Consider the following 24,842-nt stretch of genomic DNA (forward strand, 5'->3'; position numbering starts at 1 on the left):
CATGGACATTGTCATCTATCACAATCCCGCCTGCGGAACCTCACGCAACACCCTGGCCTTGATCCGACATGCCGGGATCGAGCCGCACGTCATCGAGTATCTGACGACGCCACCGAGCCGGACCCTCGTGAAACAGCTGGCCGCGCGCATGGGGCTGACGATCGGGGATCTTCTGCGCGAAAAGGGCACGCCCCACGCGGAACTGGGGCTGGAAGATCCCGCCATGACCGACGACGCCCTGCTGGACGCCATCGCCGCCCATCCGGTGCTGCTGAACCGGCCGATCGTGGTCGCACCGAGCGGTGTTCGTCTGTGCCGGCCATGCGAGGTGGTGCTGGACCTTCTGCCGGAAGGTCCGCTGAGACCCTTCGCCAAGGAGGACGGTGAGGTCGTTATCGACGCCGACGGCAAGCGGGTGACGCGATGACCGCCGGGTCGACGCCACGGCGACTCTCCTTCCTCGACCGCGGGCTGACGCTGTGGATCTTCCTCGCCATGGCCCTGGGCGTCACCCTCGGCACGCTGGTGCCCAGCCTGGCCGGCTGGATCGACAGCCTGTCGGTCGGCTCGACCAACATCCCCATCGCCATTGGCCTGATCCTGATGATGTATCCGCCGCTGGCAAAGGTGAAATACGAGGCCCTGCCCCGCGTCTTCGCCGACAGGCGCGTGCTGGCCCTGTCCCTGTTCCAGAACTGGGTGCTGGGTCCGGTGCTGATGTTCGCCCTGGCGGTGATCTTCCTGCGCGACCAGCCGGAATATATGACCGGCGTCATCCTGATCGGGCTGGCGCGGTGTATCGCCATGGTGCTGGTGTGGAACCAGCTGGCCCGGGGTGACAATGAGTATGTCGCCGGTCTGGTGGCCTTCAACTCGATCTTCCAGATCCTGTTCTTCAGCCTGTACGCCTGGTTCTTCCTGACCGTCCTGCCGCCGGTGTTCGGCCTGCAGGCCAGTGTGGTGGACGTCAGCGTGTGGACGATCGCGGGGGCCGTGCTGGTCTATCTGGGGCTGCCGTTCCTGGCCGGTTTCGTGACCCGGCGCGTGCTGATCGCCCGCAGGGGGGCCGACTGGTACGAAACCCGGTTCCTGCCGCGTATCGGGCCCATCACCCTGATCGCCCTGCTGTTCACGATCGTCGCCATGTTCAGCCTCAAGGGCGGTGAGGTGGTGGCCCTGCCGCTGGACGCCCTGCGAATCGCCATTCCGCTGACGATCTATTTCTTCGTCATGTTCGTGGTCAGCTTTTTGATGGGGCGGTTGATCGCGACCGACTATCCGCGCACCACCGCCCTGGCCTTTACCGCCGCCTCGAACAATTTCGAACTGGCCATCGCCGTAGCCATATCGGCCTTCGGCCTGGCCTCACCGGTCGCCTTCGCCGCCGTCATCGGGCCGCTGGTCGAGGTACCGGTGCTGATCCTGCTGGTGTCGGTGGCCCTGTGGCTGGGTCGCCGGTTCTTCCCGGCCACGGCTCCTGCCGTCGACCCGAAATAAGCCCTCGCCTCAGGCCCGGACGGCACCGAGGGCAGCGTCGATGCCGAGGGTGGTCAGGGCGGTGGTGGCGATCTGCCGGGCGTTGAGGCCCGCGGTCGCATACATGGCCGCCGGACTGTCCTGGTCCTGGAAGACGTCGGGCAGGCACAGGGTGCGGATCTTGAGCCCGGCGTCGAGCGCGCCCTTTTCGGCCAGCAGCTGAAGCACGAAGGCCCCGAAGCCGCCCATGGCCCCCTCCTCCACCGTGATCAGGGCTTCGTGCTCGCGGGCCAGACGCAGGATCAGATCGGCGTCCAGCGGTTTGGCGAAGCGGGCGTCGGCCACGGTGACCGAGACCCCACGCGCGGCCAGCAGGTCGGCGGCCTTGAGCGATTCCTCGAGCCGGGTACCCAGCGACAGGATGGCCACGGCCGTGCCCTCACGGATGATACGGCCCTTGCCGATCTCCAGCGGGGCGGCCAGCTCGGGAATCTCGACCCCGACACCCTCGCCGCGCGGATAGCGGAAGGCGCTGGGCCGGTCATCGATCTCGAGGCTGGTGGCGATCATCGCGGCCAGTTCCGCCTCGTCGGCGGCGGCCATCAGCACCATGCCGGGCAGGGCCCCCATGAAGCCGATGTCGAACGACCCGGCATGGGTGGCCCCGTCGGCCCCGACCAGACCGGCGCGGTCCATGGCGAAACGGACCGGCAGCTTCTGGATGGCGACATCGTGGACGACCTGATCGTAGCCGCGCTGCAGGAAGGTCGAATAGATGGCGCAGACCGGCTTCATGCCGTCAGCGGCCAGGCCGGCGGCAAAGGTCACCGCATGCTGTTCGGCGATGCCGACGTCATAGGTGCGGTCGGGGAAGGCCTGACCGAACAGGTCCAGACCGGTGCCCGAGGGCATGGCGGCGGTGATGGCCACGATCGACGGGTCGCGTTCGGCCCGCTTGATCAGCTCGGTGCCGAACACCTTGGTGTAGCTGGGCGCGTTGGAGACGGCCTTGGACTGTTTGCCCGAGACCACATCGAATTTGGCCACCGCATGCAGCTTGTCGGCGCTGGACTCGGCCGGAGCATAGCCCTTGCCCTTTTGCGTCACGACGTGGACCAGCACCGGCCGGTCGTCGATGGCGGCGGCGTTCTTGAGGATCGGCACCAGATTGGCGAGGTCATGGCCGTCGATCGGGCCGATGTAATAGAAGCCCAGCTCCTCGAAGAAGGTGCCGCCGGTGATCATGCCACGGGCGTATTCCTCGGCCTTGCGCGCGGCGTTGCGGAACGGGCGCGGCATGTGTTCGGCCACCGACTTGCCGAAGCGGCGGAAATTTCGATAGGCCCCGCCCGAGACCTGCTTGGCCAGATAGGCGCTCATGCCGCCGACCGGCGGCGCAATCGACATGTCGTTGTCGTTGAGGATGACGACCAGCTGTTTGGTGGTCTCGGCGGCGTTGTTCATCGCCTCATAGGCCATGCCGGCCGACATCGAGCCGTCGCCAATCACGGCCACGACCTTGTTGCTGTCGCCCTTCTGGTCGCGGGCGGCGCAGAAGCCAAGGGCCGCGCTGATCGAGGTCGAGGCGTGGGCCGCGCCGAACGGGTCGTATTCGCTCTCGCTGCGCTTGGTGAAGCCGCTGAGGCCACCCGGCTGGCGCAGGGTGCGGATGCGGTCGCGACGGCCGGTCAGGATCTTGTGCGGATAGCACTGGTGGCCGACGTCCCAGATCAGGATGTCCTTGGGCGTCTCGAACACATGGTGCAGGGCTACGGTCAGCTCGACCACGCCGAGACCGGCCCCCAGATGGCCGCCGGTGACCGAGACGGCGTCGATGGTCTCGACCCGCAGCTCGTCGGCCAATTGCCGCAGCTGGTGCGTGTCGAAATTACGCGTGTCGGCGGGGATATGGACAGTGTCGAGAAGCGGCGTATCGGGCATTCGGGGACCTTGCGACCCAGGGAAGACTATCTACAAACCCGCTTTAGAGCATTTCGCTGCCGGTCGGGTCGACTCTCGTTGAAAAATCCATGCAGAACCGGTGCATCTAGCGCGCGCACCCGGTCCCGGCGAGGGTCCATAATGTCGCTCCGGCCCATGATCCGGGGGTCAGTCGGGCGAAAGCTCCCGGGCCAGCCGGGTCGAGTCCCCGCGGGTGGATAGCCAGATCAACGCATCGGTCGCCGCCTCGATCAGGCGCTCGAGCCAGCGGAAACCGGGGCCGGCCCGATTTTCCACCGCATAGGCGATGTGCGTGACCTCCTCGGCCCGGATGTCATCAATCACCTTCCGCAGTTCGTCGTCATGGCCTGAGGCCCAGCGGATCTGATCATCCAGGTGGCGGTGAACTGTTGTCTCAACCGCTTGGGTGCAGGCGAGGATGGCTTCGCGTCCGAGGATGCCGGTGAGCAAGCCGAGAACTCCACCGCCGACGCCCCAGATCCACATCATCCGGCACGGCTTGGCCTCGCGGGACGGCATCAGGTCGCGAAATTGGCAACGGTGCGAACGTTCATGGTCCAGAGCCTCGCGGAGAAACGGAAGCAGGTCCGGCGCACGCAGGCGGGCGACGGCGATCTGGACGCTGTAGATGTTGATGGCCCCGTGCTCACCCCCATGATTGACCCGCAATATTCGGGCGGCGATCGAGGTGTTGAGCGCCACGCGATTCGGCTCCGCGCTTCAGGACTGGCGCTTCAGCACGAAGTCGACGCTGGCCTTGAGAATTTCGGCGTCGTCACCGAACGGATCGAGGTGGGCGCGGGCCTGATCGGCCAGGTGGGCGACCCGGTGGCGGGCCGCCTCGACCCCCAGCAGGGTGACGAAATTGGTCTTGCCGCGGGCCGCGTCCTTGCCGCCGGCGGCCTTGCCCAGCAGATCCTCATCGCCCTCGACGTCGAGCAGGTCGTCGACGATCTGGTAGGCCAGACCGATGTCGTGGGCGAAGCTGGTCAGGGCCTGACGGTGCACATCGCGGGCGCGGGCGATGATCAGCGGGATCTCGAAGGCATAGGTGAACAGGGCCCCGGTCTTGAGCCGCTGCATCCGGGCCACACCGCCCAGATCGTCGCGCACGCCCAGCAGGTCGATCATCTGGCCGCCGGCCATGCCGCGAGCCCCCGAGGCCAGCGACAGCCGCGCCGCCAGTTCGCAGCGGATGGCCGGATCCTCGTGGGTGTCCGGATGCAGGACGATGTCGAAGGCGGCGGTCTGCAGGGCGTCGCCGGCGAGGACGGCGGTGGCCTCGTCATAGGCCCTGTGCAGGGTCGGACGGCCGCGGCGGACGTCGTCGTCATCCATGCAGGGCAGGTCGTCATGAACCAGGCTGTAGGCGTGGACGCATTCGAGGGCACAGGCGGCGCGCAGTACCGAGCGTTCCTCGATCTCGAACAGATTGGCCGCCTCAAGGGCGAAGAAGGGCCGCAACCGCTTGCCCGGACCGAGGGCGGCATAGCGCATCGCCTCGGTCAGCCGGACCTCGGGCCCATCGGCGCGCGGCAGCAGTTCGTCGAGGGCGACGGTGACCAGATCGGCGACATCGGCGACCCGGTCGATGACCGTCTGCGCGGACGAATTGGCGGCGCAGGGGATGAGCGGAGGGTGTTTCAGAACAGCCTCCCGCCGAGCGGAACATCACGGTCGACGCCCAGCAACACGACCTCGCCGGTCGCGTCGGGAAAGCCCAGGGTCAGGACCTCGGACATGAAGGGACCGATCTGGCGCGGGGCGAAATTGACCACGGCGGCGACCTTGCGGCCGAGCAGTTGGTCGGGGGTGTAGTGACGGGTGATCTGGGCCGAGGATTTGCGGGTGCCGATCGCGGGGCCGAAATCGATGGTCAGTTTGAAGGCGGGCTTGCGGGCCTCGGGGAAGGGATCGGCGGCAATGACCTGGCCGACGCGGATATCGACCTTGAGGAAGTCATCAAAGGCGATGCGATCGGCGACCGGGTCGGTGGCCATCAGCCGAACTCGGCCGGCTCGGCACCCTTTGCCTGACCGTCCGGACCGACGACGATCTTCTCGACACGCAGCTGGGCCGCCTTGAGCCGGGATTCGCAGTGGGCCTTCAGACGCGCGCCTTCCTCATAGAGGGTGATCGACTCCTCGAGCGGGGCCTGACCCGACTCCAGCCGGGAGACGATCGCCTCCAGCCGGGCGAGGGCGTCCTCGAAGCTGAGATCGGCGGGGATGGCGGCGGCTTCAGTCATCGGACCGTTCTACAGGACGCGACGGGCGCGCCAACCCCGGAGAGGGTGTCTCCCCGTTCAACGTTTCTCGTAGCGCCGCTGGGACCAGTATTTGAAGCCCTGATTGTGCGCCAGACGCCAGCCGGCGGCCTTCAGTCGCCCGCCGACCATATGGTTGAAATAGCCGTGGGCGAAGACCAGCACGTCCTCGCCGGTGGTGGCGCGGGCCATCAGGGTCCGGGCCGCCTGTTCGGCGCGGGCCTCGGCCTGAAGGCGGGTTTCCTGGCCCTCATGGTGGTTGAACACATGCCACCAGAAGCGGGCCACCACGCCCCAGTATTTGGGCGGCAAGCGGAACCAGTCGGGGAATTCCGGCGGCGGCAGGGGCGCTTCGATGAACAGGGCGTCGACCATGACCTCGCGGCCATCGGCGACGGCGGCGGCTGTTTCGCGGGCCCGTAGACGGGTCGAGGCATAAATGGCTCCGGCCCCCTGGGCGGCGGCGACCAGTTCGGGCGGCGGGGTCTGACCGGCCAGCAGGCCGCCGTCCTCGTAGCGGGCCCACCAGTCACGGTACTGGGTCGCGGAGATCCGGCATTTGCGCGACAGGGCCGGCTCGCCGTGACGGGCCAGGATGATGGCCCCGGGACGCAGGGACGCCGGGTCCGCAGCAGCGGCGGCAGCAGCCGACGGGGACGGTTGTGGAGCGGGGTCTGAATCGGAAATGGCAGCGGTCATGGTTCGAGGGACGGGCGGCGCGGTCGATACACCCTGGGTCGTCCCTATTCCTCCCCCAATGCCTGAACATGGGCGACCGCGGAACGGCCCAGCCCTTCGAGGTCGTAACCGCCCTCGAGCGAGGACACAACCTTGCCGCCGCACGTCCGGCGGGCGACTTCAAGCACGGCGCGGGTGGCCCAGGCGAAGTCGTCGGCCTCCAGCGACTGGTGGGCCAGAGGATCGCGGCGATGGGCGTCGAATCCGGCCGAGATCAGAATCAGCTCCGGCGCGAACGATTCGAGGGCCGGCATCAGGGTGTCGGCGAAGGTCGAGCGCCATGATTCGCGAGCCGCATGGGGCTGGACCGGGGCATTGACGATATTGCCGAGACCGGTCTCCGACGCCGCTCCGGTGCCCGGGTACAGGGGCGACTGGTGGATCGAGGCGAGGAACAGGCTGGCGTCATTCTCAAAGGCCGCCTGGGTGCCGTTGCCGTGGTGGACATCGAAATCGACCACGGCGACGCGGGCGAAGCCCTCGCTTTGCGCCACACGGGCGGCGACGGCGACATTGGAGAACAGGCAAAACCCCATCGGCACGTCCGGCTCGGCGTGGTGACCGGGCGGGCGGACGGCGGCGAAGGCGCGGGCGGTGTCGCCCCGGGCCACGGCGCGGACGGCGTCGATCACTGCCCCGGCAGCCAGACGACCGGCGCGGACGCTGCCGGGAGACAGGAGAGTGTCTGCGTCCAGCGCGGCCAGTCCCTCGACCGGGGCGGCGGCGAGGACACGGGCGACATGGGCGGCGGGGTGCAGCCGCTCCAGATCGGCGACGGCGGCTTCTGTCGCTGCGTGGCGGTCGCGCGACAGGCCGGCGGCGTCGAGGGCATCCAGCACCGCCTGCAGCCGCTCGGGCCGTTCGGGATGACCCGCACCCGGCCGGTGGTTGATCATGTCGGGATGGGTGAACAGGGCGACGCTCATGGGGTGAGGTTACGCACCCACGGTGACAAACAACACCCGCGCAGTTCGGTGAAAGGTGGGACTGGAGGAATTGGGGTTGAGTCGGGCCGTTCATGGGGTGAAAGCGAACCATGACCGATGTTGTGATCCGCCCCGCCCGCCCTGAAGACGCGCCCGCCGTCGCGCGACTGGGACAGACGACTTTCGTCGAGACCTTTGTCGAGGGGTTCGGCATTCCCTATCCGCCGGCCGAGCTGGAACCCTATCTGGAGTCCTCGTTCGGCCTGGCCACCACCACCGCGCGGATGGCCGACCCGGCCGAGGCCTGGTGGGTGGCCGAGGTGGACGGCACCGTCGTCGCCTTCGCCCAGACGGGCCCCAACGCCCTGCCCCATCCGGACGGTCGCCCGTCCCACGCCGAACTGAAGCGGCTGTATGTGGCCAGGTCGGCGCAGGGACTGGGGCTGGGCACCAAATTGCTGGCGGTGGCGCTGGACTGGATGGCGGCCAACGGCGACGGAGCCGAATGGATCGGCGTCTGGAGCGGCAATCTGAAGGCCCAGAAACTGTACGCCGCCTATGGATTCGAGAAGGCCGGGGAATATGAGTATCCGGTCGGCAGCTGGCGCGACCGGGAGTTCATCCTGCGGCGCGGATAGTCTATACTGGGGCCATGACCCGCGATGAACTGCTGATCAAGCTGCGCGACCTGAAGCCCTGGCTGGCAGAGCAGGGCATCGTCAATGTGCGCCTGTTCGGTAGCTATGCGCGCGACGAGGCGGGGCCGGACAGTGACGTGGATCTGCTGGTGGACATCTCCAAGCCGATCGGTTGGGACTTCTTCAGCCTCAAGGACGAAATCGCCGCCCGATTGGGTCAGAAGGTCGACATGTGCCCGGACGACGGCATGAACAATCCGTACATTCGTCACTCTGCGATGCGTGACGTCATTGTCGTCTGATCGTCCCGATACCGTGCTGATCTCGGAAATTCGCGAGTCTGTCTCGCTGATCGAAGGCTATGTGTCAGGGCAGACACCCGAAACATTCCGCTCGGACATGAGGACTCGTGACGCGGTCTGCATGCGCCTGATCGTCATCGGTGAGGCAGCGAACCGGCTGACGGAAGCGACCCGGGCGCGGATTCCCGACCTGAACTGGCGCGGGATGGCCGGGCTGCGCCATATGCTGGCCCATGACTATGGCTCCGCCAGCCCTTCGCTGCTCTGGAGCATCGTGATCGGCAGCTTGCCCGCGCTTGCCGTGGCCCTCACTCACCTCCCCGAAGACTGATGCTGCTTCCCTTTTTCACCGCGCTTCGTGACGCCCGGGTTCCGGTGTCGATGAAGGAATGGCTCCATCTGATGGAGGCCATGGACCATGATCTGGCCGGACGGCAGGTCGAGAACTTCTACCACCTGTCGCGGGCGGTGCTGGTCAAGGACGAGAAACACTATGACCGGTTCGATCAGGTGTTCGCCCGGGTGTTCAAGGGCGTCGAGACCGTGGGCGCGGGCGAGGACCTGACCACGGCCATTCCCGACGACTGGCTGAAACTGCTGACCGAGAAATACCTCAGCGACGAGGACAAGGCCGCGATCGAGGCCATGGGCGGGTTCGACAAGCTGATGGAGACGCTGAAGCAGCGTCTGGAGGAACAGAAGGAGCGGCACGAGGGCGGGTCCAAATGGATCGGCACCGGCGGCACCAGCCCGTTCGGCCACGGCGGCTACAATCCCGAGGGGGTGCGCATCGGCGGGCCGGGCAAGCACGGCCGGGCGGTCAAGGTCTGGGAGAAGCGCGAGTACCGCAATCTGGACGACACGGTCGAACTGGGCACGCGCAACATCAAGGTGGCCCTGCGCCGGCTGCGCCGCTTCGCCCGGGAGGGGGCGGCCGAAGAGCTGGACATGGACGCCACTATCGACGGCACGGCGCGCCAGGGCTGGCTGGACATCCATATGCGGGCCGAGCGTCGCAATACGATCAAGGTGCTGCTGTTCCTCGATATCGGCGGCTCGATGGATGGCCATGTGAAGCTGTGCGAGGAGCTGTTCTCGGCAGCCAGGACCGAGTTCAAGAACCTGGAATTCTTCTACTTCCACAACTGCCTCTACGAGGGGGTGTGGAAGGACAACCGGCGCCGGCACGGCGAGAAGATCGCCACCTGGGACCTGCTGAACAAATATCCGGGCGACTGGCGCGCCATCTTCGTCGGCGACGCCACCATGAGCCCCTATGAGGTGACCATGCCGGGCGGTTCGGTCGAGCACTGGAACGAGGAGGCCGGGGCCGTCTGGCTGAAGCGGGCGACCCAGCAGTGGGACAAGGTCGCCTGGCTGAATCCGGTGGCGGAACGCTACTGGAGCTATTCCGCCTCGGTCTCGATGGTGCGCGAACTAATGGAGGAACGCATGTTTCCGTTGACCATCGACGGCCTCGACAAGGCCATGCGGGCGCTGACCAAATAGGCTGCCTCCGATGCGGGGACAGTTGCCCGCTGCGGCCAGCCCGGGAGCAGCCGGACCGCAGCGGTTGACCGTTAATCAGTGCTTGTTGCTGTCGCGCAGGGCGTCCTTCATTCCGCCGACGGCGTTCTGGACCTTGCCCTCGACCTGGTCGGCGCGGCCCTCGGCCTTCAGCTTTTCGTCGCCGGTCAGCTTGCCAGCGGCTTCCTTGACGTTGCCACCCATGTTCTTGGCGGCACCCTCGATGCGATCATGATCGGCCATTGCGTGTCTCCTGTCAGGGGTCGCCCCAGCGGCGACCGGACCAAGACAGCGGACAGATCAGGCTGACGTTCCGAAAGGCACCGCTTGAACCCGCGGGACCCAGCCGCATCAGGCGGGGACGAGCACCTCGGCCAGATGCTTGATCGTCACCGTGCGACCCGGTCCCGTGCAGACCGTCTGCTGCGACTCAAGCTGCCGGACCAGGGCCTCAACGATGGCCGTGCCCAGGCCACCGCCCGACGCGTTGGCCACCGGTGCGGAGGTGCCGACGCCGTTGTCGGCGACGGTCAGGGTCCAGGCGTTACCCTCACTGGCATAGAGAACCGTAACGCGGGCGTCAGGTCGATCGTCGGGAAAGGCGTATTTGATCGAATTGATCACCAGTTCGGTGACGATCAGGCCGAGACTGACGGCCTTGTCGGAGCCGATCAGGCCGTCATCGGCCTCAACCACAATGGCGATCGGTCGGCCCTCACCGATCATTGAGGACGACAGACTGCCGCACAGCTTGGTCAGATAGGGACCGACGGCGATCTGGTCGACACCGCCGGTCGCATGCAGGTGGGACTGGACCTCGGCGACCGACAACACCCGCTGATGGGCGTCGCGCAGATGGCCGCGCGACTCCTCGGAGGTCACCTTGCGGGCCTTCAGCATCAGGATGCTGGCGATGATCTGCAGGCTGTTGACGACGCGGTGCTGCATCTCCCGCAACAGGGTCTGCTGTTGCTGGAGCAGATCCTCCGTCCGCTCGAGCAGCAGTTCCTTTTCGCGCTCGATCACCCGGCGGGCGGTGATGTCGGTAAAGGCCAGCAGGATCGTCGAATTCGGGCTGGTTTCGTAGATCACCTTGCGCGCGTTGAGCAGCATGGTGCGGCGACCGACGCCGGGGAAATCGTGATCGACCTCAAACCCGTCCATCGCCACCCGGGTCGGGATGATGGTTTCCAGCAGCTCGCGCAGGGCCGGGATGTTCCACTGACCGTCGCCCAGGTCATAGAGCAGGCAGCCCATCGTATGTTCGGAATCGACCTTGAAGATTTCGTAGAAGGCGCGGCTGGCGGCGAGGACGCGCAGACCGCCGTCAAGCACGAGGAGCGGTTCGTGGATGGTATCCACGATCGCCTCGGCAAGGGTCTGGGCGTTTTCAATGCCCGGGATCGGCTTGGTAATCACGCAGATCGAATCCGGCCCGGGCACGAAAAATTCCGCAGCCAGCCGCTCACCTCTACACGACGCGGACGCGGGTACCAGACAATCCTTGTAACCTCGCAACTCCGGATCGGATCATTCCGGCCCGGCGAGGGTCGATGTCAGACGGCTCGGCGCAGCCAGCGGGTCACGGCCCAGGCGTGGGCCTCGTGACGTAGTGCGGACAGGGCCGCGAGCGGATTCAGCCAGACCAGTTCGTGGTCGGCCTCAACCCGGGCCGCGGGGTCAAAGCCGACCTGTTCGGCGATCCAGACACCGCCGCGGTTGTTCAACGGTGTGCCGTCGGTCTTGCGGAAATACTGGGCCACCTCGACCAGACGCGACACGGGTCGCACCGTCATGCCGGTTTCCTCGATGAATTCGCGCACCAGGGCCCGGGCTTCGGTCTCATCGCCGTCCACGGCTCCGCCGGGCAGGTCATGATAGCTGCCCTGCCCGCGATCGACGCGGACGCAGGCCAGTCGCGCCTCATGGAAGACCAGGCCAAAGGCCGTCGGGCGCTCCCTGTAGTCGAGAGACGGATCACGAACGCCGAATTGAAGCACAACAGGGTCCTGCGGTCTAAAACGTGGAGAAAACTCCCGGTGAATGACCGGGGCGGCACCGTACAATAGTCCGGGCTACAGACTGTCGGTGTGCGGGTATAGTCGCCCGACAGGTGAAACCCGGTCCCGCCGGGGACATTGATCTGTTACGGTCAAGCTAACTGTGTAGGGGAGCGTGAAATGATCTGGTGGTGGTGGATCCTGCCGGCGGTGGTCGGGGGGCTGGGCCTGATGCTGACGCTGTTCAGCCTGGGCAAGCTGTTCAGCGGACGAATCCTCGGGGGAGGCCTGGGTACGATCGGCGGCGGCGGCATGATCGCGGTGGCGGCGATCGCGGCCCTGACCGGCCTTAACGTCCAGACCTATGCCCGGCTGACCCATGAACGGCCGGTGGCGACGATCGAGCTGAAACAGCTTGGACCGCAATATTTCGAGACGACCGTATCCCAGCCCGGATCGGATGAGACCCAGCCGGGTCGTTCCGACGTCTATATGCTGAACGGCGATGACTGGCGGATCGAGGCCCAGGTGCTGAAGTGGAAGCCGTGGGCCAATGTCATCGGGCTCGACACCCAGTACCGGCTCGACCGCCTGTCGGGTCGCTACCAGAGCATCGACCAGGAATTGAACAGCACCCGCAGCGTCCACGCCCTGTCCGGCGGTGACCGGCCCACGACCCTGCCCGGCAACATCACCCTGCCGTGGAAGATCAGCGTCTGGGACATGGCCCGGCGCTATCGGCGTCATGTCGATGCGGTCGACACCCTGTACGGCAGCGCGGCCTATATGCCGATGGCCGACGGGGCGAAATACGAGGTGTGGATCAGCCAGTCCGGACTGGTCGCCCGTCCGGTCAACGACGCCGCCCGCAACGCGTCGTCCGGGGGCTGGACCCGGGTGGAATAGACAGAGCGCACCGTCCTGCGGGCCAGCCCCGGGATCAGACCGTGCCGATGGTCCGCAGACGGGCGCGGGTGTGGACCTCGTTCTGGCTCATCACCACCGTCTGGCCGCGGAAACGTTCGATGATCGAACGCACATAGGGGCGGACCTGCGGGCCGGTCAGCAGCACGGCGCTCTCACCGGCCATAGCGGCGCGTTCGAACACGTCGCGGACGGCGCGGATGAAGTCCTGCAGACGCGACGGAGCCATGGCCAGCTGCTTGTCCTCGCCCTGACCGACCAGGGCCTCGGCGAAGGCCTGTTCCCATTCCGGTGACAGCGTGACGATGGGCAGGGCCCCGTCCTCGCCCTTGTGCTGCCAGCACAGCTGACGGGCCAGGCGGGTGCGGACGTGTTCGACCAGGGTGGTGACCGAACTGGTGTGGGGGGCGGACTCGGCCAGTCCCTCGAGAATGGCGCCCAGATCCCGGATCGAGACCTTCTCGCGCAGCAGGGACTGGAGCACCCGCTGCAGGGTGGTGACGGTGACGACCGAGGGGATCAGTTCCTCGACCAGCTTCTTCTCTTCCTCACCCAGCTCTTTCAGCAGCTTCTGTACCTCGCCGTAGGACAGCAGTTCGGACATGTTGTCCTTGAGGATCTCGGTCAGATGGGTGGTCAGCACCGTTGAGGGATCGACGATGGTGTAGCCGCGGAAGGTGGCCTCCTCGCGCAGGCTCTCGTCGATCCAGGTGGCGGGCAGGCCGAAGGCGGGTTCCTTGGTGTGCTCGCCCGGCAGTTCGACCTGGCGGCCGTTGGGGTCCATGGCCATCAGACAGCCCAGACGCACCTCGCCCTGGCCCGCCTCCATCTCCTTGATACGGATGGCATAGCCCTGGGTGCCGAGCCGCATGTTGTCGAGGATGCGCACCGACGGCATGACGAAGCCGTATTCCTGGGCCAGCGAACGGCGCAGGGCCCGGACCTGATCGGTCAGGCGGCGGCCCTCCAGATCATTGATCAGCGACAGCAGGGAATAGCCCAGCTCGATCTTGACCTCGTCGATGGTCAGGGCCGTGCTGATCGGTTCCTCGATATCCTCCTTCGGACCGGAGGCGGTCGCGGCCGCGGCCAGCTGGGCCTCGGTCTGCTGGGGCTGGAGCCGCTTGCGCCCCAGTCGCCAGGCCATAAAGCCGGTGCCGAGGGACAGGGCGGCGAACGGGAACAGCGGCATGCCGGGGATGACGCCAATCAGCAGCGCCGCGGCGGAGACGACGCCGAGGCTGACGGGATTGGTGGCCAGCTGGGCGACGAAGGCCTTGTCGGCGGTGCCCTCGACACCGGCCTTGGACACGAGAAAGCCGGCGGCGATGGAGATGATGATGGCCGGAACCTGGGTCACCAGACCGTCGCCGATAGTCAGCTGGATATAGGCATTGGCCGCCTCGCTGGCGGGCATCTGATGCTGCAGCACCCCGATCAGCATGCCGCCGATGGCGTTGATGAAGGTGATGATCAGACCGGCGACGGCATCGCCACGCACGAATTTCGAGGCACCGTCCATGGCCCCGAAGAAGGTCGATTCCTGCTCCAGCTCCTTGCGTCGCAGCTTGGCACCGGCCTCGTCGACCAGACCCGAGGACAGGTCGGCGTCGATGGCCATCTGCTTGCCCGGCATGGAGTCGAGGGTGAAGCGGGCGCTGACCTCGGCGATGCGGGTCGAACCCTTGGTGATGACCACGAAATTCACCACCAGGATGATGGCGAAGATGATGATGCCGATGATGAAATTGCCGCCCATCATCAGGGAGCCGAAGGCCTGGATCACCTCGCCGGCGGAATTGTGCCCTTCGTGACCATGAGTCAGGACCAGCCGGGTCGAGGCCAGGTTCAGGCCCAGCCGGAACAGGGTCGAGACCAGCAGCACGGTCGGGAAGATGGCGAAGTCGAGCGGCCGCTTCATCATCACCGCAGTCATCAGGATCAGCACGCTGGAGACCAGCGAGATGGCCAGCAGCATGTCGAGCAGGAATTTCGGCACCGGCAGGATCAGCAGCAGGATGACGCCCATGACGCCGACCGCCATGCCGACCTCGCCGCGCGCGAACCAGCCCAGCATATCCTTGCTGCTGGGACGGGCCATGCCGTCCTTCATCATGATGGGGGTGTCAGTCATATCCGAGCGACTTCAGGGCGATTCGGGTGGCGTCGGCGATGACGGCGTCATTGGCCGCGCCGGAGGTTGTCGGGGTCGCATGATAGTAGGCGGCGACGATTACCGGCTGGCCGGTCGGCGGATAGAGCAGGCCGATGTCATTGGTCGGCCCATAGCCGCCAGTGCCGGTCTTGTGCGCCACGCGCCAGCCTGCCGGAACTCCGGCCTTGATCCGGTCGACACCGGTGGGCGAGGCGAACATCCAGTCCAGAAGACGCGCCTGCGATCCTGCATTCAACGGCGAGGCGGAATCGAGGAAGAGGCGTTGGAGATTGGCGACCGACCGGGCCGGAAGGATGGTGTCCTTGTCGCCGTCCAGCCGGTTCATTTCCGGCTCGAACCGATCCACGCGGGTGCTGTCATCACCGATGGAGCGGTAGAAATTCCGCATGGCCTCAAGTCCGCCGTTCGTCTTGAGCAGCAGGTTGGCGGCCGGGTTGTCGCTGACCTCGACCACGGCCTGCATCAGGCGATCCACGCTGAGACCGGTGCCGACGGCGGGCCCGGTCACCGGAGCGTGTGAGACCATGTCGGCCGCCGTGACCGGGATCCGGCGGTCGGCGGTTTCGTGGCCGTCCTGAATGCGGATCAGGGTCGCCGCCGCGAGGTATATTTTGAAGGTCGAACAATAGACGAACCGCTCATCGCCCCGCCAGCCGAGGCTGCGACCGGTGTTGGTATCCAGGGCGACGAAGCCGAGGCGACCGCCATCGCGAGCCTCCAGCGCCGACAGGTCAATGGCCGCCATCGCGACCGCAGGCCGCGGCGGCTGGACCCCGGGTGCCGCTTCGGGCGCAGCCTGTTGTGAACAGCCCATAACGCCCAGCGCACCGAGGCCGGTCAGGACGCTTCTACGGTCCGACCCTGTGCTCATAATCAGGCCGCGTTGCCGGAGGCGGCGATGCCGGACTGCGGGGCCGGAATGGCCGTGCCGTCATCGGAATATTCGTTGAGTTTGTTGCGCAGGGTGCGGATCGAGATGCCGAGGATGGTGGCCGCGTGGGTGCGGTTGCCGAGGCAGTGCGACAGGGTGTCGAGGATCAGTGTCTTTTCCATTTGGGCCACGGTCTGACCGACATGGGCGCGGGCCACGGCGTCGGCGGTCTGGGCGGCGCGACCGGCGAAGCCCGCGTCCCCGGTGACGCCGTCGGCACCCGTCAGCGGCTGGCCGTCGGGCAGGCGGATGGCGTCGACGTCGATCTCGGTTCCGGTCGCCAGCAGCACGGCGCGGTGCATGGCGTTCTCGAGCTCGCGGACGTTGCCGGGCCAGCGATGACCGGCCAGGGCGCGGCGGGCGTCGGCAGCGATCGGCCGCACCGGCACGCCATTGGCGGCGGCGTATTTCTTGACGAAGAAATCGGCCAGGGCGGCGATGTCGCCGGGCCGTTCGCGCAGCGCCGGCAGACGCAGATTCACGACGTTCAAGCGATAGAGCAGGTCCTCACGGAAGGTGCCCTCGCTGACCGCCCGGCCCAGATCGCGGTTGGAGGTGGCGATGATGCGGATATTAACCGGCACGGGCTTGGTGCCGCCAACCCGGTCGATGACCCGCTCCTGGATGGCGCGCAGCAGCTTGGCCTGGAGCCGGGCGTCCATCTCGCTGATCTCATCGAGCAGCAGGGTGCCGCCGTCGGCCTCCTCGAACTTGCCGATGCGACGGGCCACGGCCCCGGTGAAGGCCCCCTTCTCGTGGCCGAACAGTTCCGACTCCAGCAGATTGTCGGGAATGGCGGCGCAGTTGACGCTGATGAAGGCGCGCTCGGACCGCTTGGAATTGGTGTGCAGATACCGGGCCATCACCTCCTTGCCGACGCCGCTTTCGCCGGTGATCAGGATCGAGGCTTCGGACCGGGCGACCTGGTCGGCCAGCATGACCACAGCCTTCATCGACGGATCAGCCGAGATCAGCGGGCGGTCGTCATCGGCCACGGCGGACAGGACCGCGGCGATGAGGTCGGCCTCGGGCGGCAGGGGGATGAATTCCTTGGCCCCGGCCTTGATGGCGGCGGCGGCCTCGGCCGCATTGGCATCGATGCCGAAGGCCACGACCGGCACATGGATGCGCTCGGCGTCATTGGCGGCGATCAGGGCCCCGATGTCGAGGTTGTAGTCGACCATCAGCAGGTCAGCCCCCTGCCCGCGCCGGAGCTGTTCCGTCGCCTGGTCGATGCGCTCGACGTGCTGGACCTTGGCCCCGTGGGCCATGGCCATCTTCACCGCCGACGCCAGCTGGCCCGAGAGCCGTCCAACCACCAGAAGCCGCATGGGTCTTCTCCTCTAATCTCTACTTGCGGGGATCCAGCGACCGATCAGGCGCTGGAATCCTCGGTCTTGATGATTTCCGTCATGGTCACGCCGAGGCGGTCGTCGACGACGACGACCTCGCCGCGCGCGACCAGACGGTTGTTGACGAAAATATCGATGGCTTCGCCGACCTTGCGATCGAGTTCGAGCACCGAGCCGTTATCCAGCTTGAGCAACTGGGCCACGGTCATGTGGGCCTTGCCCAGCACGGCCGAAATATTGACCGGTACGTCGAATACGGTGGCGAGATCGGCGGCGGTCTTCTGACCATCCTCCTCAACCGTCGCGACGGCGGTCGACTCCGGAAACTCCTCGAGGGACAGATCATCAGTGGCCATTACAGGGGCCTCCCGTCAGAAAGGGTTTCAGCATGGCCCGCCTCGGCCGCGAGGGCCGAGGCGAGGGCCTCGGACATACGCTCGTAAACCGCGGCGGGATCGAATTCGGCACGTCCGTCAGCCCATTCCAGCTGGAAGGCGGCGACCGCCAGCTCAGGCTCGTCGCGAAAGGCCACCAGACCGGAGAAACCGGCGTCGGTGCACAGACGCTCCATCCGCTCCCGCACGGCGTCATCGAGTCCCCCGGTCCGGATGACCAACCGCGGCGAGGCGTCGATTTCCTGGCCCAGAGCCTCCAGTGCCGCCTGCAGGGCCCCTTCGGGAAAACGGTCGAGAGCACCGGCGGCGATGACGCGCGCGGCCACCAGAGCCAGATGCGAGGCCTGCTCGCGGTGGGTCTGGATCAGGGTGGTCAGGGCGGGCACCCCGGACGACAACGCCTCGCCAATGGCGGAGATGGCCGCGGCCTGAAGGCTCTCGACTTCCTCGAGGGCCGCCTGCCGTGCCTCGAGCTTCGCCTGGGCCAGCAGGGCGTCGACCTCGGCCGGCGTGTAGGCGCGTTTGGTCGGCCGGAAACTCGACGGCGTGACCACGACACCGCCGACGTCGAACTCGGTATCGAAAACATAGGGACGGGGGGCTGCGGGATCGGTCATGTCAGTAAATCAACTCGTCGTCGGTGCCCTGGCCGACCAGCATGATCTCGCCCTTGGCGGCGAGGTCCTTGGCGATCTGGACCATGGCAGTCTGGGCCGCGTCGACGTCCTTGAGGCGGACCGGCCCCATCGACTCCATGTCCTCGCGCATGATCTTGGAGGCGCGTTCGGACATGTTGGAGAAGAACATTTCGCGCAGACCTTCCGAGGCCCCCTTCAGCGCCAGCCCCAGCGAGTCCTTCTCGACAGCGCGCAGCAGGGTCTGAACCCCGCCCGGGTCCAGCTTGGACAGGTCTTCGAACACGAACATCAGGGCGCGAATGCGCTCGGCCGCCTCACGATTGCGCTCCTCCAGGGCACCGATGAACCGGGCCTCGGTCTGGCGATCGAAACTGTTGAAGATGTCGGCCATCAGCTCGTGACTGTCGCGCTTGGACGTGCGCGCCAGGTTCGACATGAATTCGGTGCGAAGGGTCTGTTCGATCTTGTCGAGGATGTCGCGCGCCACCGGCTCCATCCGCAGCATCCGCTGCACACATTCCAGGGCGAAATCCTCCGGCAGGGAGGTCAGCACCCGGGCGGCATGGTCGGGTTTGACCTTGCTGAGGACCACGGCGACGGTCTGGGGGTATTCGTTCTTGAGATAGTTGGCGAGGACCGCCTCGTTCACATTGCCGAGCTTGTCCCACATGGTCCGGCCGGCCGGACCACGGATCTCCTCCATCAGGCCGTCGACCCGGTCCGGCGGCATGAAGGCCGCCAGCAGGCGCTGGGTCTGTTCGAAACTGCCCATGACCGAGCCCGACCCGGCCATGCCGGAGACGAACTCGACCATCAACTCCTCGACCGCACTCGAGGCGACCGTGCCGAGTGAAGCCATGGCCTGGGAGATCTCCTTGACCTCCTCCTCGTCCAGCGACTCCCACAGGCGGGGATGGTCCTCGCCCAGGGCCAACAGGATGACCGCAGCCTTTTCCGGCCCGGTCAGCTTGTTGGGGTCCTCGATGACCACCTTTTTGCCGGCCGCGCGTGCCATCAGCCTTCATGCACCCAGTTGCGGAGGATCGAGGTCGATTCATCGGGGTTACTCTCGACGAAATCCGCGACCATCTTCACCGATGACGCCTTCACCTGTCCCTCGACGCGCGCCATATCCAGACGCTTTTCCATGTCGGACGGGCCAGTGATCTGGGGCACGCTATCCGCAGCCAGGGACGTCTGCAGGGCCGCCACACCCCCCGAAGCGGAGAGCGCGGGCATGGAACCGCCGCCGCCCGCCGTCTTCAGCAGCGGTCGCAGCACGAAGAAGATCAGCAACAGACCGGTGATCAGCAGCACCAGCAGCTCGACCCCGCGCATGATGTCATTCTTGGTGAAGTCCAGCAGGGAGGACCCGGCCTCGGTGCCCCCGACATCACTGACGTCATGGGTGAAGCCGACATTGAGAACCTCGATCTTGTCGCCCCGGGCCTCGTCGATGCCGACCGCGGCGGCGACCAGGGTCTTGATCTGGTCAATCTGTTCGGGCGTACGGGCCGTATAGGTGGGCGGGGCCTTGCCGTCGGCCGAAGGGACCCGCACATCATCGACCACAACGGACACGGCCAGCTTCTTGACCTCGCCGGCCTCCTTGATGGTCGTCGTGGTGGTGCTGGAAATGTCGTAGTTGGTGGTCTCGGTGTTGTTGGTATTGGTCGAGCCGACCGGCGTCGTGGTTGGAGCCTGGCCACCGGGAATGTTGTTGGTCGCGGTGGCACCGCCGTCCGAGGTCCCTGAGGTGTCTGAGGATTCCGAGCCGTTGGTCGAGGTCGAACGCACCACCTGACCGTCCGGATCATAGCGCAGCTCCTGGGTCGTGGAGCGACTGTGATCGATATCGGCGGTGACCTGGACCCGGGCGGAACCGACACCGACAACACCCTCGACGATGTCCTTGATCCGCGCCTGCAGCAGGGCCTCGGTCGAGTTCTTGGCGTCCTGGGCCGAGGCCGCGTTGAAACCGTCGGCGCTGCTGCCCGCGGCCAGGGTCCGGTTGGCGGTGTCGGTCAGGGTCACCTTCTCGGGCTTCAGGTTCGGCACCGATGAGGCCACCACATTGCGGATCGCCTCGACCTGGCTGCCGGTCAGGGCACCGCCGCTGACACCGACCACCACCGCCGCCGTCGGCTCCACACCGTCCGACTGGAACAGTTCGCGGCGCGGCATGGCGATCTGCACCCGCGCCGAGGTGATGCCGCGCATCGACATAATGGTGCGCGACAGCTCGCCCTGAAGCGCCCGCTGTTCGTTGAGGTTCTGCTGGAATTCGGTCTGGCCCAGCACAGACTGGTTGTCGAACAGCTCGTAACCGACCGAGCCCGAGGTCACGAGACCCTTGCCCGCCAGCATCAGACGCGCGGTGCCGACGTCATCCCGGCTGACGAAGATGGTCGAACCGTCCCCCCGGGACGCGTATTTAATGCTCGCGCTGTCCAGGGCGCTGGTGATTTCCGACGCTTCGCGCAGATCCAGGTTGGAATAGAGCAGGGCATCCGGGGCCTGGCCGATACGCAGCATGATGGCGACAAGCACCGCCGCGACGCCGGCGGCAACGCCCAGCACCACGGTCAGTCGACCAATTCCAAATCTCTGCAACGCCGCCGAGAAGCCGCCCACGCGTCCCCACCCAATTTACTGACGGGAGACCGAACACGCCCGCTAGGCAGAAACTGCCGCCTGCGTGGTAAACGGCGCGTTAAGGTGCGTCAGTTGGATGGACTTTTCCCGCTGGTGGGCGGGATAAAGTGCGCCAGATTCAATATGGAGCGTAATCCGGCCCCGGATGGACGACGTCGATCGGGAGGGCGGGGTCGTCCTATGCGGCCCGGCGCTGGGCCGCCTTGAGATCGGACGCCGCATTGATGCGGGCCTCGGCGATGGCGGCGGCGATCTCGTGGGTCGGACGCCGTTCAGACACCGACCGCTCCAGGATCTCCTCGAGGGTTTCCATCAGGCGGCTGAGCTTGGTCTCGACCCAGGCCGGGTCATAGGCGGTGCCGGCCTGGCGGGCGCGCAGTTCGGAGGCGACATTGATGATGCCGCCGCCGTTGATGACATAGTCGGGGGCATAGAGGATGCCGCGCGCGAACAGCTCCTCGCCGATCTCGGGCGTGGCCAGCTGATTGTTGGCGGCCCCGACCACGGCCTTGACCGTCAGCCGGTCCAGGGTCTGCGGGTTCAGCGTCGCGCCCAGCGCGCAGGGCGCATAGATGTCGGCCTTGACGTCATAGATGGCGTCCGGCGCGACGATCTCGGCTCCGGTGCGGGCTGCGACCTCTTCGAGCAGCGCCGTATTGACGTCGGTCATGACCAGTTTCGCGCCGGCCGCGTACAGCTTGTCGGCCAGATAGCCGCCGACGTGACCGATACCCTGGAGCGCCACCGACAGACCGGTCAGGTCATCCTGGTTCCACAGCCGGCGCGCGACGGCCAGGGTCGAACGATACACGCCCTCGGCCGTGACGGGACTGGGATCGCCCGAGGCTTCCGGTCCGTCGTTCAGACCCAGGACCCAGGGCGTGACCGCCCGGGCCGCGGCGATATCCTCGACCGAGACGCCGACATCCTCGGCCGCATAATAGATGCCACCCAGCGTATCGACGGCACGGCCGAAGGCGGCGAACAGCTCGGGCGTCTTCTCGGTGCGACTGTCGCCGATGATGACTGACTTGCCGCCGCCCATCTCCAGATCGGCGACCGCGTTCTTGTAGCTCATGCCCCGTGACAGACGCAGCACATCCTCGAGCGCCTCGGCGCTGGAGTCATAGTTCCACATCCGGGTGCCACCGACGGCGGGGCCGCGCGCGGTGGAGTGGATGGCGATGATCGCCTTGAGGCCAGTCTTTTCATCAAAGAAGGCGTGGACGCCTTCATGGTTCGCAAAAGACGGAGAATCGAAAAGGGTCATGCTCACTGCGTCTCATCCCGGGCATTATTCTTGTTGCGGGCCAAATACCCTCAGGATGACGCGGCGGCAAGCATGACCGTCGGCCTCAACGGTCCGGGTCGGCCTGCAAATGCGGCAGGACCCCGGTGGCCCCGGACGGCAGGGGGGCCGCGGGATCACGCAGGGCCGCGACGACGTCGGCATAGACCGTGACCGCGCCGAGATCGCGGTCCAGCAGGTGCCAGCCATCGGGATACCAGGCCGTACGCAGGGTCGGCGACCCTGTGGCCCGTTCCAGTGCGCGGCGCATCGGCCCGGGGGTGACGATCTGGTCATGCGCCCCGTACAGCAGCAGGGTCGGCACCCGGGTCTCGCCCAGCCGTTGCGAGGCCGTCTCCATCAGACTGACCAGGCCGGACAGGGTGTCGAAGCGGGTCGCCAGGATGCTGTTGGGATCGCGGCCGTTGCGGATCAGTTCCAGCATGTTGTCGGAGGCGCGGATGTCGCGGACGGCCCACTCGGGCGGTTCGACCGCGCGGTCGCCGAACAGACGTGAGGCAAACCACAGGCTGGTGCCGTTGAGCCAGCCCTGGCTGGACCAGCCCCACACCCCCGGGGCCAGCAGGATCAGCCGGTCGGCTTCGGGCGGCTGGTCCGAAGCGAAGGCGGCGACCGCGATCGACCCGCCCATGCTCTCGCCGACGACGGCGACGAGGGCGTGGGGATGACGCGCCCGGACGAGGGAGACGACCGTGCGAAGGTCGGTGGTCAGCGTCGCCTCTCCGGCCCAGATCCCGCGACCGGGGCTTTCGCCGAAGCCGCGCTGGTCATAGGCCCAGGTCTCGATCCCCTGCTCGGCCCACCACGGACCGGCAAGGCGGAAGGCGGCCCGGGAATCGTTCATGCCGTGCAGGGCGATAATCACGGCCCAGGGTTCGCCGTCCGCCGGCGACCAGCGCAGATACGGCAGACGGGCTCCGTCCTGCACGACGAAGGCTCCGGACCGCCCGGCAGGCGCATCCTCGATGCGCGGCCCTGTAAAGCCTGCCGGCGGGGTCAACGGCGGCTGGACATAGGGGGTGGCGCAGGCCGCCAGCGTCAATGCCAGGCACAGGACAGACAGGCGTCGGATCATAAGGCCAGGATCTCCCTTACACGTTGCTGCAACCAGGGCAGGATTTCCGTTTCGAACCACGGGTTTTTCTGCAGCCAGGCCGTGTTGCGCCACGACGGATGGGGTAGCGGCAGGATGTCAGGCGTGAATGTGCGCCACGCCCGCACCGTCCCGGTCATGCCGGATTTCGCCGCATCGCCCAGCGCCCAACCCTGGGCATGACCGCCGACCAGCAGGGTCAGCTCCATACGCGGCAGGGCCGCCAGCAGTCGGGGTCGCCACAGCTCGGCACAGCGTCGCGGCGGCGGATAGTCGCCGCCCTTGGGTGCCGTGCCGGGATAGCAGAAGGCCTGGGGAGCCACGCCGATGCGCGGGTCGGCGTAGAAGGTCTCGTAATCGACACCCAGCCACTGGCGCAGCCGGTCGCCCGAGGGGTCGGTGAACGGCAGGCCGCTCTCGTGCACCCGTCGCCCCGGGGCCTGACCGCAGATCAGCAGCCGGGTCTCGGGAAAGACGTGCACCACAGGGCGCGGCGTGTGCGGCAGTTCGCCGAGACAGGCGCGGCAAGCCCGGATGTCGTCGAGGACGGCTCCGAGATCAGGATCAGGCGAAGTCGTCGTCATCCTCATCGACCACCGGCGGCAGGGCAGCCAGGGCGGCAGCCGTTTCCTCGGGCGTCGGCAGACGCAGGCGGATCACACCCTTGAAAGCCGTCGGATCAACCACCTTGCCCTTTTTGGTGATGGTCAGCTTGCCCTGACGCATCAGGGCCAGCGCGCAGTGCCGCACCTTGGGCAGCATGCGCTGCCACTGCTCGGGCTGTAGCTCCCTGGCCACTTCGGACGGCTCGATACTCTTGCCGCCGACGCCTTTGGGGTCGGCCCTGGCCAGTTTTTCGAAGATGGCGCTCTCGATCGGATCGTTCATGAGGTCTATATGCTGCACTGCAATAGCGGAAAGAAGGCGGAGTAAGGACTATGGTCGCGAAAGTCACGGTGAGCGAGGGCGAGTTCGCCGGATGGCAGATGTACGACCTGCACGGCACCTTCGACCAGACGGTGGGGCCCTTCTATTTCCGGCCCGACACCGACGGCCGCATGCGCTGTGCCTTCCGGGCCGAGGCCAAACATATGAACGCCGGCGACCGGATGCACGGCGGCTGTCTGATGACCTTTGCCGACATCGCCCTGTTCCAGATCGCCTATCAGGAGATGGAGGGCCGCAACGGGGTCACCATCCAGCTGGATTCGACCTTCATCGACGGGGCCTATGTCGGTGAGCTGATCGAGGCGACCGGCGAGGTGGTGCGCGCCGGCGGGTCGCTGATCTTCGTGCGCGGCCAGATCACCACCGGCGATCGCACGCTGATGACCTATTCCGGCGTGATCCGGAAATTCACCGACCGCAGCTAGACCATTTTTGTTTCAGGTCGAATCGACCTGAAACAAAAAAATGGTCCCGGTTCAAACTGGAGCGAAATCTGAGCCGAGTCGGACTTCGTCCAACTCAACCGATTTCGCTCTAGATGTGAGCTCTCAATAGGTTGTCCATCCGGTCCAGGCCGGGGAAGCTG

At 66.4% G+C, this 24,842-nt stretch carries 29 protein-coding genes; 8 read left to right on the forward strand and 21 right to left on the reverse strand.

Translation table 11 applies throughout. The annotated features are described in order from the left end of the window. The first annotated feature begins 1 nt into the window (after nucleotide 1). Nucleotides 2-427: an arsenate reductase (glutaredoxin) gene (arsC, locus tag AAC050_RS13170; protein ID WP_339915548.1), complete on the forward strand. Its 426-nt coding sequence runs from the start codon at nucleotides 2-4 to the stop codon at nucleotides 425-427. Next, complete coding sequence (arsB, locus tag AAC050_RS13175) at nucleotides 424-1,497, forward strand: ACR3 family arsenite efflux transporter (protein ID WP_339915549.1); 1,074 nt, start codon at nucleotides 424-426, stop codon at nucleotides 1,495-1,497. The genes arsC and arsB overlap by 4 nt, the downstream gene beginning before the upstream one ends. 9 nt (nucleotides 1,498-1,506) lie before the next feature. On the opposite strand, the gene dxs is transcribed toward arsB, so the two are convergent. From dxs to AAC050_RS13210, 7 genes are all read right to left on the reverse strand, one after another. Then, the gene (gene dxs / locus AAC050_RS13180) at nucleotides 1,507-3,417 is read right to left on the reverse strand and encodes a 1-deoxy-D-xylulose-5-phosphate synthase (RefSeq protein WP_339915550.1); all 1,911 of its coding nucleotides are present in this window, start codon (nucleotides 3,415-3,417) and stop codon (nucleotides 1,507-1,509) included. A 168-nt stretch (nucleotides 3,418-3,585) separates the two neighbouring features. After that, the gene (locus AAC050_RS13185; protein ID WP_339915551.1) at nucleotides 3,586-4,140 is read right to left on the reverse strand and encodes a demethoxyubiquinone hydroxylase family protein; all 555 of its coding nucleotides are present in this window, start codon (nucleotides 4,138-4,140) and stop codon (nucleotides 3,586-3,588) included. A gap of 18 nt (nucleotides 4,141-4,158) precedes the next feature. After that, the gene (locus tag AAC050_RS13190) at nucleotides 4,159-5,031 is read right to left on the reverse strand and encodes a polyprenyl synthetase family protein (protein WP_339915576.1); all 873 of its coding nucleotides are present in this window, start codon (nucleotides 5,029-5,031) and stop codon (nucleotides 4,159-4,161) included. 50 nt (nucleotides 5,032-5,081) lie between these two features. Continuing rightward, complete coding sequence (locus tag AAC050_RS13195) at nucleotides 5,082-5,438, reverse strand: tRNA-binding protein (RefSeq protein WP_339915552.1); 357 nt, start codon at nucleotides 5,436-5,438, stop codon at nucleotides 5,082-5,084. Next, nucleotides 5,438-5,686 (reverse strand): exodeoxyribonuclease VII small subunit, encoded by a 249-nt coding sequence (locus tag AAC050_RS13200; RefSeq protein WP_339915553.1) that lies wholly within the window; start codon nucleotides 5,684-5,686, stop codon nucleotides 5,438-5,440. The genes AAC050_RS13195 and AAC050_RS13200 overlap by 1 nt, the downstream gene beginning before the upstream one ends. A gap of 57 nt (nucleotides 5,687-5,743) precedes the next feature. Further along, the gene (locus AAC050_RS13205; RefSeq protein ID WP_339915554.1) at nucleotides 5,744-6,403 is read right to left on the reverse strand and encodes a histidine phosphatase family protein; all 660 of its coding nucleotides are present in this window, start codon (nucleotides 6,401-6,403) and stop codon (nucleotides 5,744-5,746) included. Nucleotides 6,404-6,447: 44 nt separating this feature from the next. Next, nucleotides 6,448-7,368 (reverse strand): histone deacetylase family protein, encoded by a 921-nt coding sequence (locus AAC050_RS13210; RefSeq protein ID WP_339915555.1) that lies wholly within the window; start codon nucleotides 7,366-7,368, stop codon nucleotides 6,448-6,450. 110 nt (nucleotides 7,369-7,478) lie between these two features. Between AAC050_RS13210 and AAC050_RS13215 the strand changes: the two genes are divergently transcribed. From AAC050_RS13215 to AAC050_RS13230, 4 genes are read left to right on the forward strand one after another with little or no spacing between them, the layout of a single operon-like run. Beyond that, nucleotides 7,479-8,006 carry a GNAT family N-acetyltransferase gene (locus tag AAC050_RS13215; RefSeq protein ID WP_339915556.1) on the forward strand — a complete coding sequence of 176 codons (528 nt, stop codon included), beginning with the start codon at nucleotides 7,479-7,481 and terminating at the stop codon, nucleotides 8,004-8,006. Nucleotides 8,007-8,020: 14 nt separating this feature from the next. After that, nucleotides 8,021-8,308, forward strand: coding sequence for a nucleotidyltransferase domain-containing protein (locus AAC050_RS13220; protein ID WP_339915557.1), 288 nt, complete (start codon nucleotides 8,021-8,023; stop codon nucleotides 8,306-8,308). Nucleotides 8,309-8,321: 13 nt separating this feature from the next. Next, nucleotides 8,322-8,639, forward strand: a complete 318-nt coding sequence (locus AAC050_RS13225) for a HepT-like ribonuclease domain-containing protein (RefSeq protein WP_339915558.1) — start codon at nucleotides 8,322-8,324, stop codon at nucleotides 8,637-8,639. After that, the gene (locus AAC050_RS13230) at nucleotides 8,639-9,817 is read left to right on the forward strand and encodes a VWA domain-containing protein (protein ID WP_339915559.1); all 1,179 of its coding nucleotides are present in this window, start codon (nucleotides 8,639-8,641) and stop codon (nucleotides 9,815-9,817) included. Before AAC050_RS13225 ends, AAC050_RS13230 begins: the two co-directional genes overlap by 1 nt. A gap of 75 nt (nucleotides 9,818-9,892) precedes the next feature. On the opposite strand, the gene AAC050_RS13235 is transcribed toward AAC050_RS13230, so the two are convergent. The 3 genes from AAC050_RS13235 to AAC050_RS13245 all read right to left on the reverse strand — a co-directional run bounded on the left by AAC050_RS13235 (nucleotide 9,893) and on the right by AAC050_RS13245 (nucleotide 11,835). Continuing rightward, the gene (locus AAC050_RS13235) at nucleotides 9,893-10,078 is read right to left on the reverse strand and encodes a CsbD family protein (protein ID WP_339915560.1); all 186 of its coding nucleotides are present in this window, start codon (nucleotides 10,076-10,078) and stop codon (nucleotides 9,893-9,895) included. A gap of 108 nt (nucleotides 10,079-10,186) precedes the next feature. Then, on the reverse strand, nucleotides 10,187-11,278 hold the full coding sequence (locus AAC050_RS13240; RefSeq protein WP_339915561.1) for a histidine kinase dimerization/phosphoacceptor domain -containing protein: 1,092 nt from the start codon (nucleotides 11,276-11,278) through the stop codon (nucleotides 10,187-10,189). Between the two features lie 113 nt (nucleotides 11,279-11,391). Continuing rightward, entirely contained in the window at nucleotides 11,392-11,835 is a 444-nt protein-coding gene (locus tag AAC050_RS13245; protein ID WP_339915562.1) for an NUDIX domain-containing protein, read from the reverse strand. A 180-nt stretch (nucleotides 11,836-12,015) separates the two neighbouring features. Between AAC050_RS13245 and AAC050_RS13250 the strand changes: the two genes are divergently transcribed. Continuing rightward, nucleotides 12,016-12,741 (forward strand): hypothetical protein, encoded by a 726-nt coding sequence (locus AAC050_RS13250; RefSeq protein ID WP_339915563.1) that lies wholly within the window; start codon nucleotides 12,016-12,018, stop codon nucleotides 12,739-12,741. A 34-nt stretch (nucleotides 12,742-12,775) separates the two neighbouring features. Here AAC050_RS13250 and flhA read toward each other — a convergent pair whose 3' ends face one another. From flhA to AAC050_RS13305, 11 genes are all read right to left on the reverse strand, one after another. After that, nucleotides 12,776-14,875, reverse strand: coding sequence for a flagellar biosynthesis protein FlhA (gene flhA, locus AAC050_RS13255; RefSeq protein WP_339915577.1), 2,100 nt, complete (start codon nucleotides 14,873-14,875; stop codon nucleotides 12,776-12,778). Nucleotides 14,876-14,885: 10 nt separating this feature from the next. Further along, a complete protein-coding gene (bla, locus tag AAC050_RS13260; RefSeq protein ID WP_339915564.1) occupies nucleotides 14,886-15,806 on the reverse strand; it encodes a class A beta-lactamase in 921 nt (306 codons plus the stop codon). A gap of 2 nt (nucleotides 15,807-15,808) precedes the next feature. Next, nucleotides 15,809-17,197, reverse strand: a complete 1,389-nt coding sequence (locus AAC050_RS13265) for a sigma-54 dependent transcriptional regulator (protein WP_339915565.1) — start codon at nucleotides 17,195-17,197, stop codon at nucleotides 15,809-15,811. Between the two features lie 44 nt (nucleotides 17,198-17,241). Further along, nucleotides 17,242-17,574, reverse strand: a complete 333-nt coding sequence (fliN, locus tag AAC050_RS13270) for a flagellar motor switch protein FliN (protein ID WP_339915566.1) — start codon at nucleotides 17,572-17,574, stop codon at nucleotides 17,242-17,244. Continuing rightward, the gene (locus tag AAC050_RS13275) at nucleotides 17,574-18,230 is read right to left on the reverse strand and encodes a flagellar assembly protein FlbE (protein ID WP_339915567.1); all 657 of its coding nucleotides are present in this window, start codon (nucleotides 18,228-18,230) and stop codon (nucleotides 17,574-17,576) included. Before AAC050_RS13275 ends, fliN begins: the two co-directional genes overlap by 1 nt. Nucleotide 18,231: 1 nt before the next feature. Then, nucleotides 18,232-19,266, reverse strand: a complete 1,035-nt coding sequence (gene fliG, locus AAC050_RS13280; RefSeq protein ID WP_339915568.1) for a flagellar motor switch protein FliG — start codon at nucleotides 19,264-19,266, stop codon at nucleotides 18,232-18,234. Next, nucleotides 19,266-20,885, reverse strand: coding sequence for a flagellar basal-body MS-ring/collar protein FliF (gene fliF, locus AAC050_RS13285; RefSeq protein WP_339915569.1), 1,620 nt, complete (start codon nucleotides 20,883-20,885; stop codon nucleotides 19,266-19,268). Before fliF ends, fliG begins: the two co-directional genes overlap by 1 nt. Nucleotides 20,886-21,084: 199 nt before the next feature. After that, nucleotides 21,085-22,176, reverse strand: coding sequence for a Glu/Leu/Phe/Val dehydrogenase dimerization domain-containing protein (locus AAC050_RS13290; RefSeq protein ID WP_339915570.1), 1,092 nt, complete (start codon nucleotides 22,174-22,176; stop codon nucleotides 21,085-21,087). An 85-nt stretch (nucleotides 22,177-22,261) separates the two neighbouring features. Next, nucleotides 22,262-23,290 (reverse strand): alpha/beta fold hydrolase, encoded by a 1,029-nt coding sequence (locus AAC050_RS13295; RefSeq protein WP_339915571.1) that lies wholly within the window; start codon nucleotides 23,288-23,290, stop codon nucleotides 22,262-22,264. After that, nucleotides 23,287-23,892 (reverse strand): uracil-DNA glycosylase family protein, encoded by a 606-nt coding sequence (locus AAC050_RS13300; protein WP_339915572.1) that lies wholly within the window; start codon nucleotides 23,890-23,892, stop codon nucleotides 23,287-23,289. The genes AAC050_RS13295 and AAC050_RS13300 overlap by 4 nt, the downstream gene beginning before the upstream one ends. Next, nucleotides 23,873-24,196: a DUF3253 domain-containing protein gene (locus AAC050_RS13305; protein ID WP_339915573.1), complete on the reverse strand. Its 324-nt coding sequence runs from the start codon at nucleotides 24,194-24,196 to the stop codon at nucleotides 23,873-23,875. The genes AAC050_RS13300 and AAC050_RS13305 overlap by 20 nt, the downstream gene beginning before the upstream one ends. Before the next feature lie 50 nt (nucleotides 24,197-24,246). Here AAC050_RS13305 and AAC050_RS13310 point away from each other — a divergent pair, with 50 nt between their 5' ends. Continuing rightward, a complete protein-coding gene (locus tag AAC050_RS13310; RefSeq protein WP_339915574.1) occupies nucleotides 24,247-24,681 on the forward strand; it encodes a PaaI family thioesterase in 435 nt (144 codons plus the stop codon). The last annotated feature ends 161 nt before the right edge of the window (nucleotides 24,682-24,842 follow it).

Origin of the sequence: uncultured Brevundimonas sp. (genome assembly GCF_963974615.1) — a bacterium.
Taxonomy (GTDB): domain Bacteria; phylum Pseudomonadota; class Alphaproteobacteria; order Caulobacterales; family Caulobacteraceae; genus Brevundimonas.

Excerpts from the sequence above, each read along its gene's own strand:
- arsC (WP_339915548.1), top strand. The coding sequence starts at position 2 with ATGGACATTGTCATCTATCACAATCCCGCCTGCGGAACCTCACGCAAC.
- arsB (WP_339915549.1), top strand. The coding sequence starts at position 424 with ATGACCGCCGGGTCGACGCCACGGCGACTCTCCTTCCTCGACCGCGGG.
- dxs (WP_339915550.1), bottom strand. The coding sequence starts at position 3,417 with ATGCCCGATACGCCGCTTCTCGACACTGTCCATATCCCCGCCGACACG.
- AAC050_RS13195 (WP_339915552.1), bottom strand. The coding sequence starts at position 5,438 with ATGGCCACCGACCCGGTCGCCGATCGCATCGCCTTTGATGACTTCCTC.
- AAC050_RS13200 (WP_339915553.1), bottom strand. The coding sequence starts at position 5,686 with ATGACTGAAGCCGCCGCCATCCCCGCCGATCTCAGCTTCGAGGACGCC.
- AAC050_RS13205 (WP_339915554.1), bottom strand. The coding sequence starts at position 6,403 with ATGACCGCTGCCATTTCCGATTCAGACCCCGCTCCACAACCGTCCCCG.
- AAC050_RS13210 (WP_339915555.1), bottom strand. The coding sequence starts at position 7,368 with ATGAGCGTCGCCCTGTTCACCCATCCCGACATGATCAACCACCGGCCG.
- AAC050_RS13215 (WP_339915556.1), top strand. The coding sequence starts at position 7,479 with ATGACCGATGTTGTGATCCGCCCCGCCCGCCCTGAAGACGCGCCCGCC.
- AAC050_RS13220 (WP_339915557.1), top strand. The coding sequence starts at position 8,021 with ATGACCCGCGATGAACTGCTGATCAAGCTGCGCGACCTGAAGCCCTGG.
- AAC050_RS13230 (WP_339915559.1), top strand. The coding sequence starts at position 8,639 with ATGCTGCTTCCCTTTTTCACCGCGCTTCGTGACGCCCGGGTTCCGGTG.
- AAC050_RS13235 (WP_339915560.1), bottom strand. The coding sequence starts at position 10,078 with ATGGCCGATCATGATCGCATCGAGGGTGCCGCCAAGAACATGGGTGGC.
- AAC050_RS13250 (WP_339915563.1), top strand. The coding sequence starts at position 12,016 with ATGATCTGGTGGTGGTGGATCCTGCCGGCGGTGGTCGGGGGGCTGGGC.
- flhA (WP_339915577.1), bottom strand. The coding sequence starts at position 14,875 with ATGATGAAGGACGGCATGGCCCGTCCCAGCAGCAAGGATATGCTGGGC.
- bla (WP_339915564.1), bottom strand. The coding sequence starts at position 15,806 with ATGAGCACAGGGTCGGACCGTAGAAGCGTCCTGACCGGCCTCGGTGCG.
- AAC050_RS13265 (WP_339915565.1), bottom strand. The coding sequence starts at position 17,197 with ATGCGGCTTCTGGTGGTTGGACGGCTCTCGGGCCAGCTGGCGTCGGCG.
- fliN (WP_339915566.1), bottom strand. The coding sequence starts at position 17,574 with ATGGCCACTGATGATCTGTCCCTCGAGGAGTTTCCGGAGTCGACCGCC.
- AAC050_RS13275 (WP_339915567.1), bottom strand. The coding sequence starts at position 18,230 with ATGACCGATCCCGCAGCCCCCCGTCCCTATGTTTTCGATACCGAGTTC.
- fliG (WP_339915568.1), bottom strand. The coding sequence starts at position 19,266 with ATGGCACGCGCGGCCGGCAAAAAGGTGGTCATCGAGGACCCCAACAAG.
- AAC050_RS13290 (WP_339915570.1), bottom strand. The coding sequence starts at position 22,176 with ATGACCCTTTTCGATTCTCCGTCTTTTGCGAACCATGAAGGCGTCCAC.
- AAC050_RS13295 (WP_339915571.1), bottom strand. The coding sequence starts at position 23,290 with ATGATCCGACGCCTGTCTGTCCTGTGCCTGGCATTGACGCTGGCGGCC.
- AAC050_RS13300 (WP_339915572.1), bottom strand. The coding sequence starts at position 23,892 with ATGACGACGACTTCGCCTGATCCTGATCTCGGAGCCGTCCTCGACGAC.
- AAC050_RS13305 (WP_339915573.1), bottom strand. The coding sequence starts at position 24,196 with ATGAACGATCCGATCGAGAGCGCCATCTTCGAAAAACTGGCCAGGGCC.
- AAC050_RS13310 (WP_339915574.1), top strand. The coding sequence starts at position 24,247 with ATGGTCGCGAAAGTCACGGTGAGCGAGGGCGAGTTCGCCGGATGGCAG.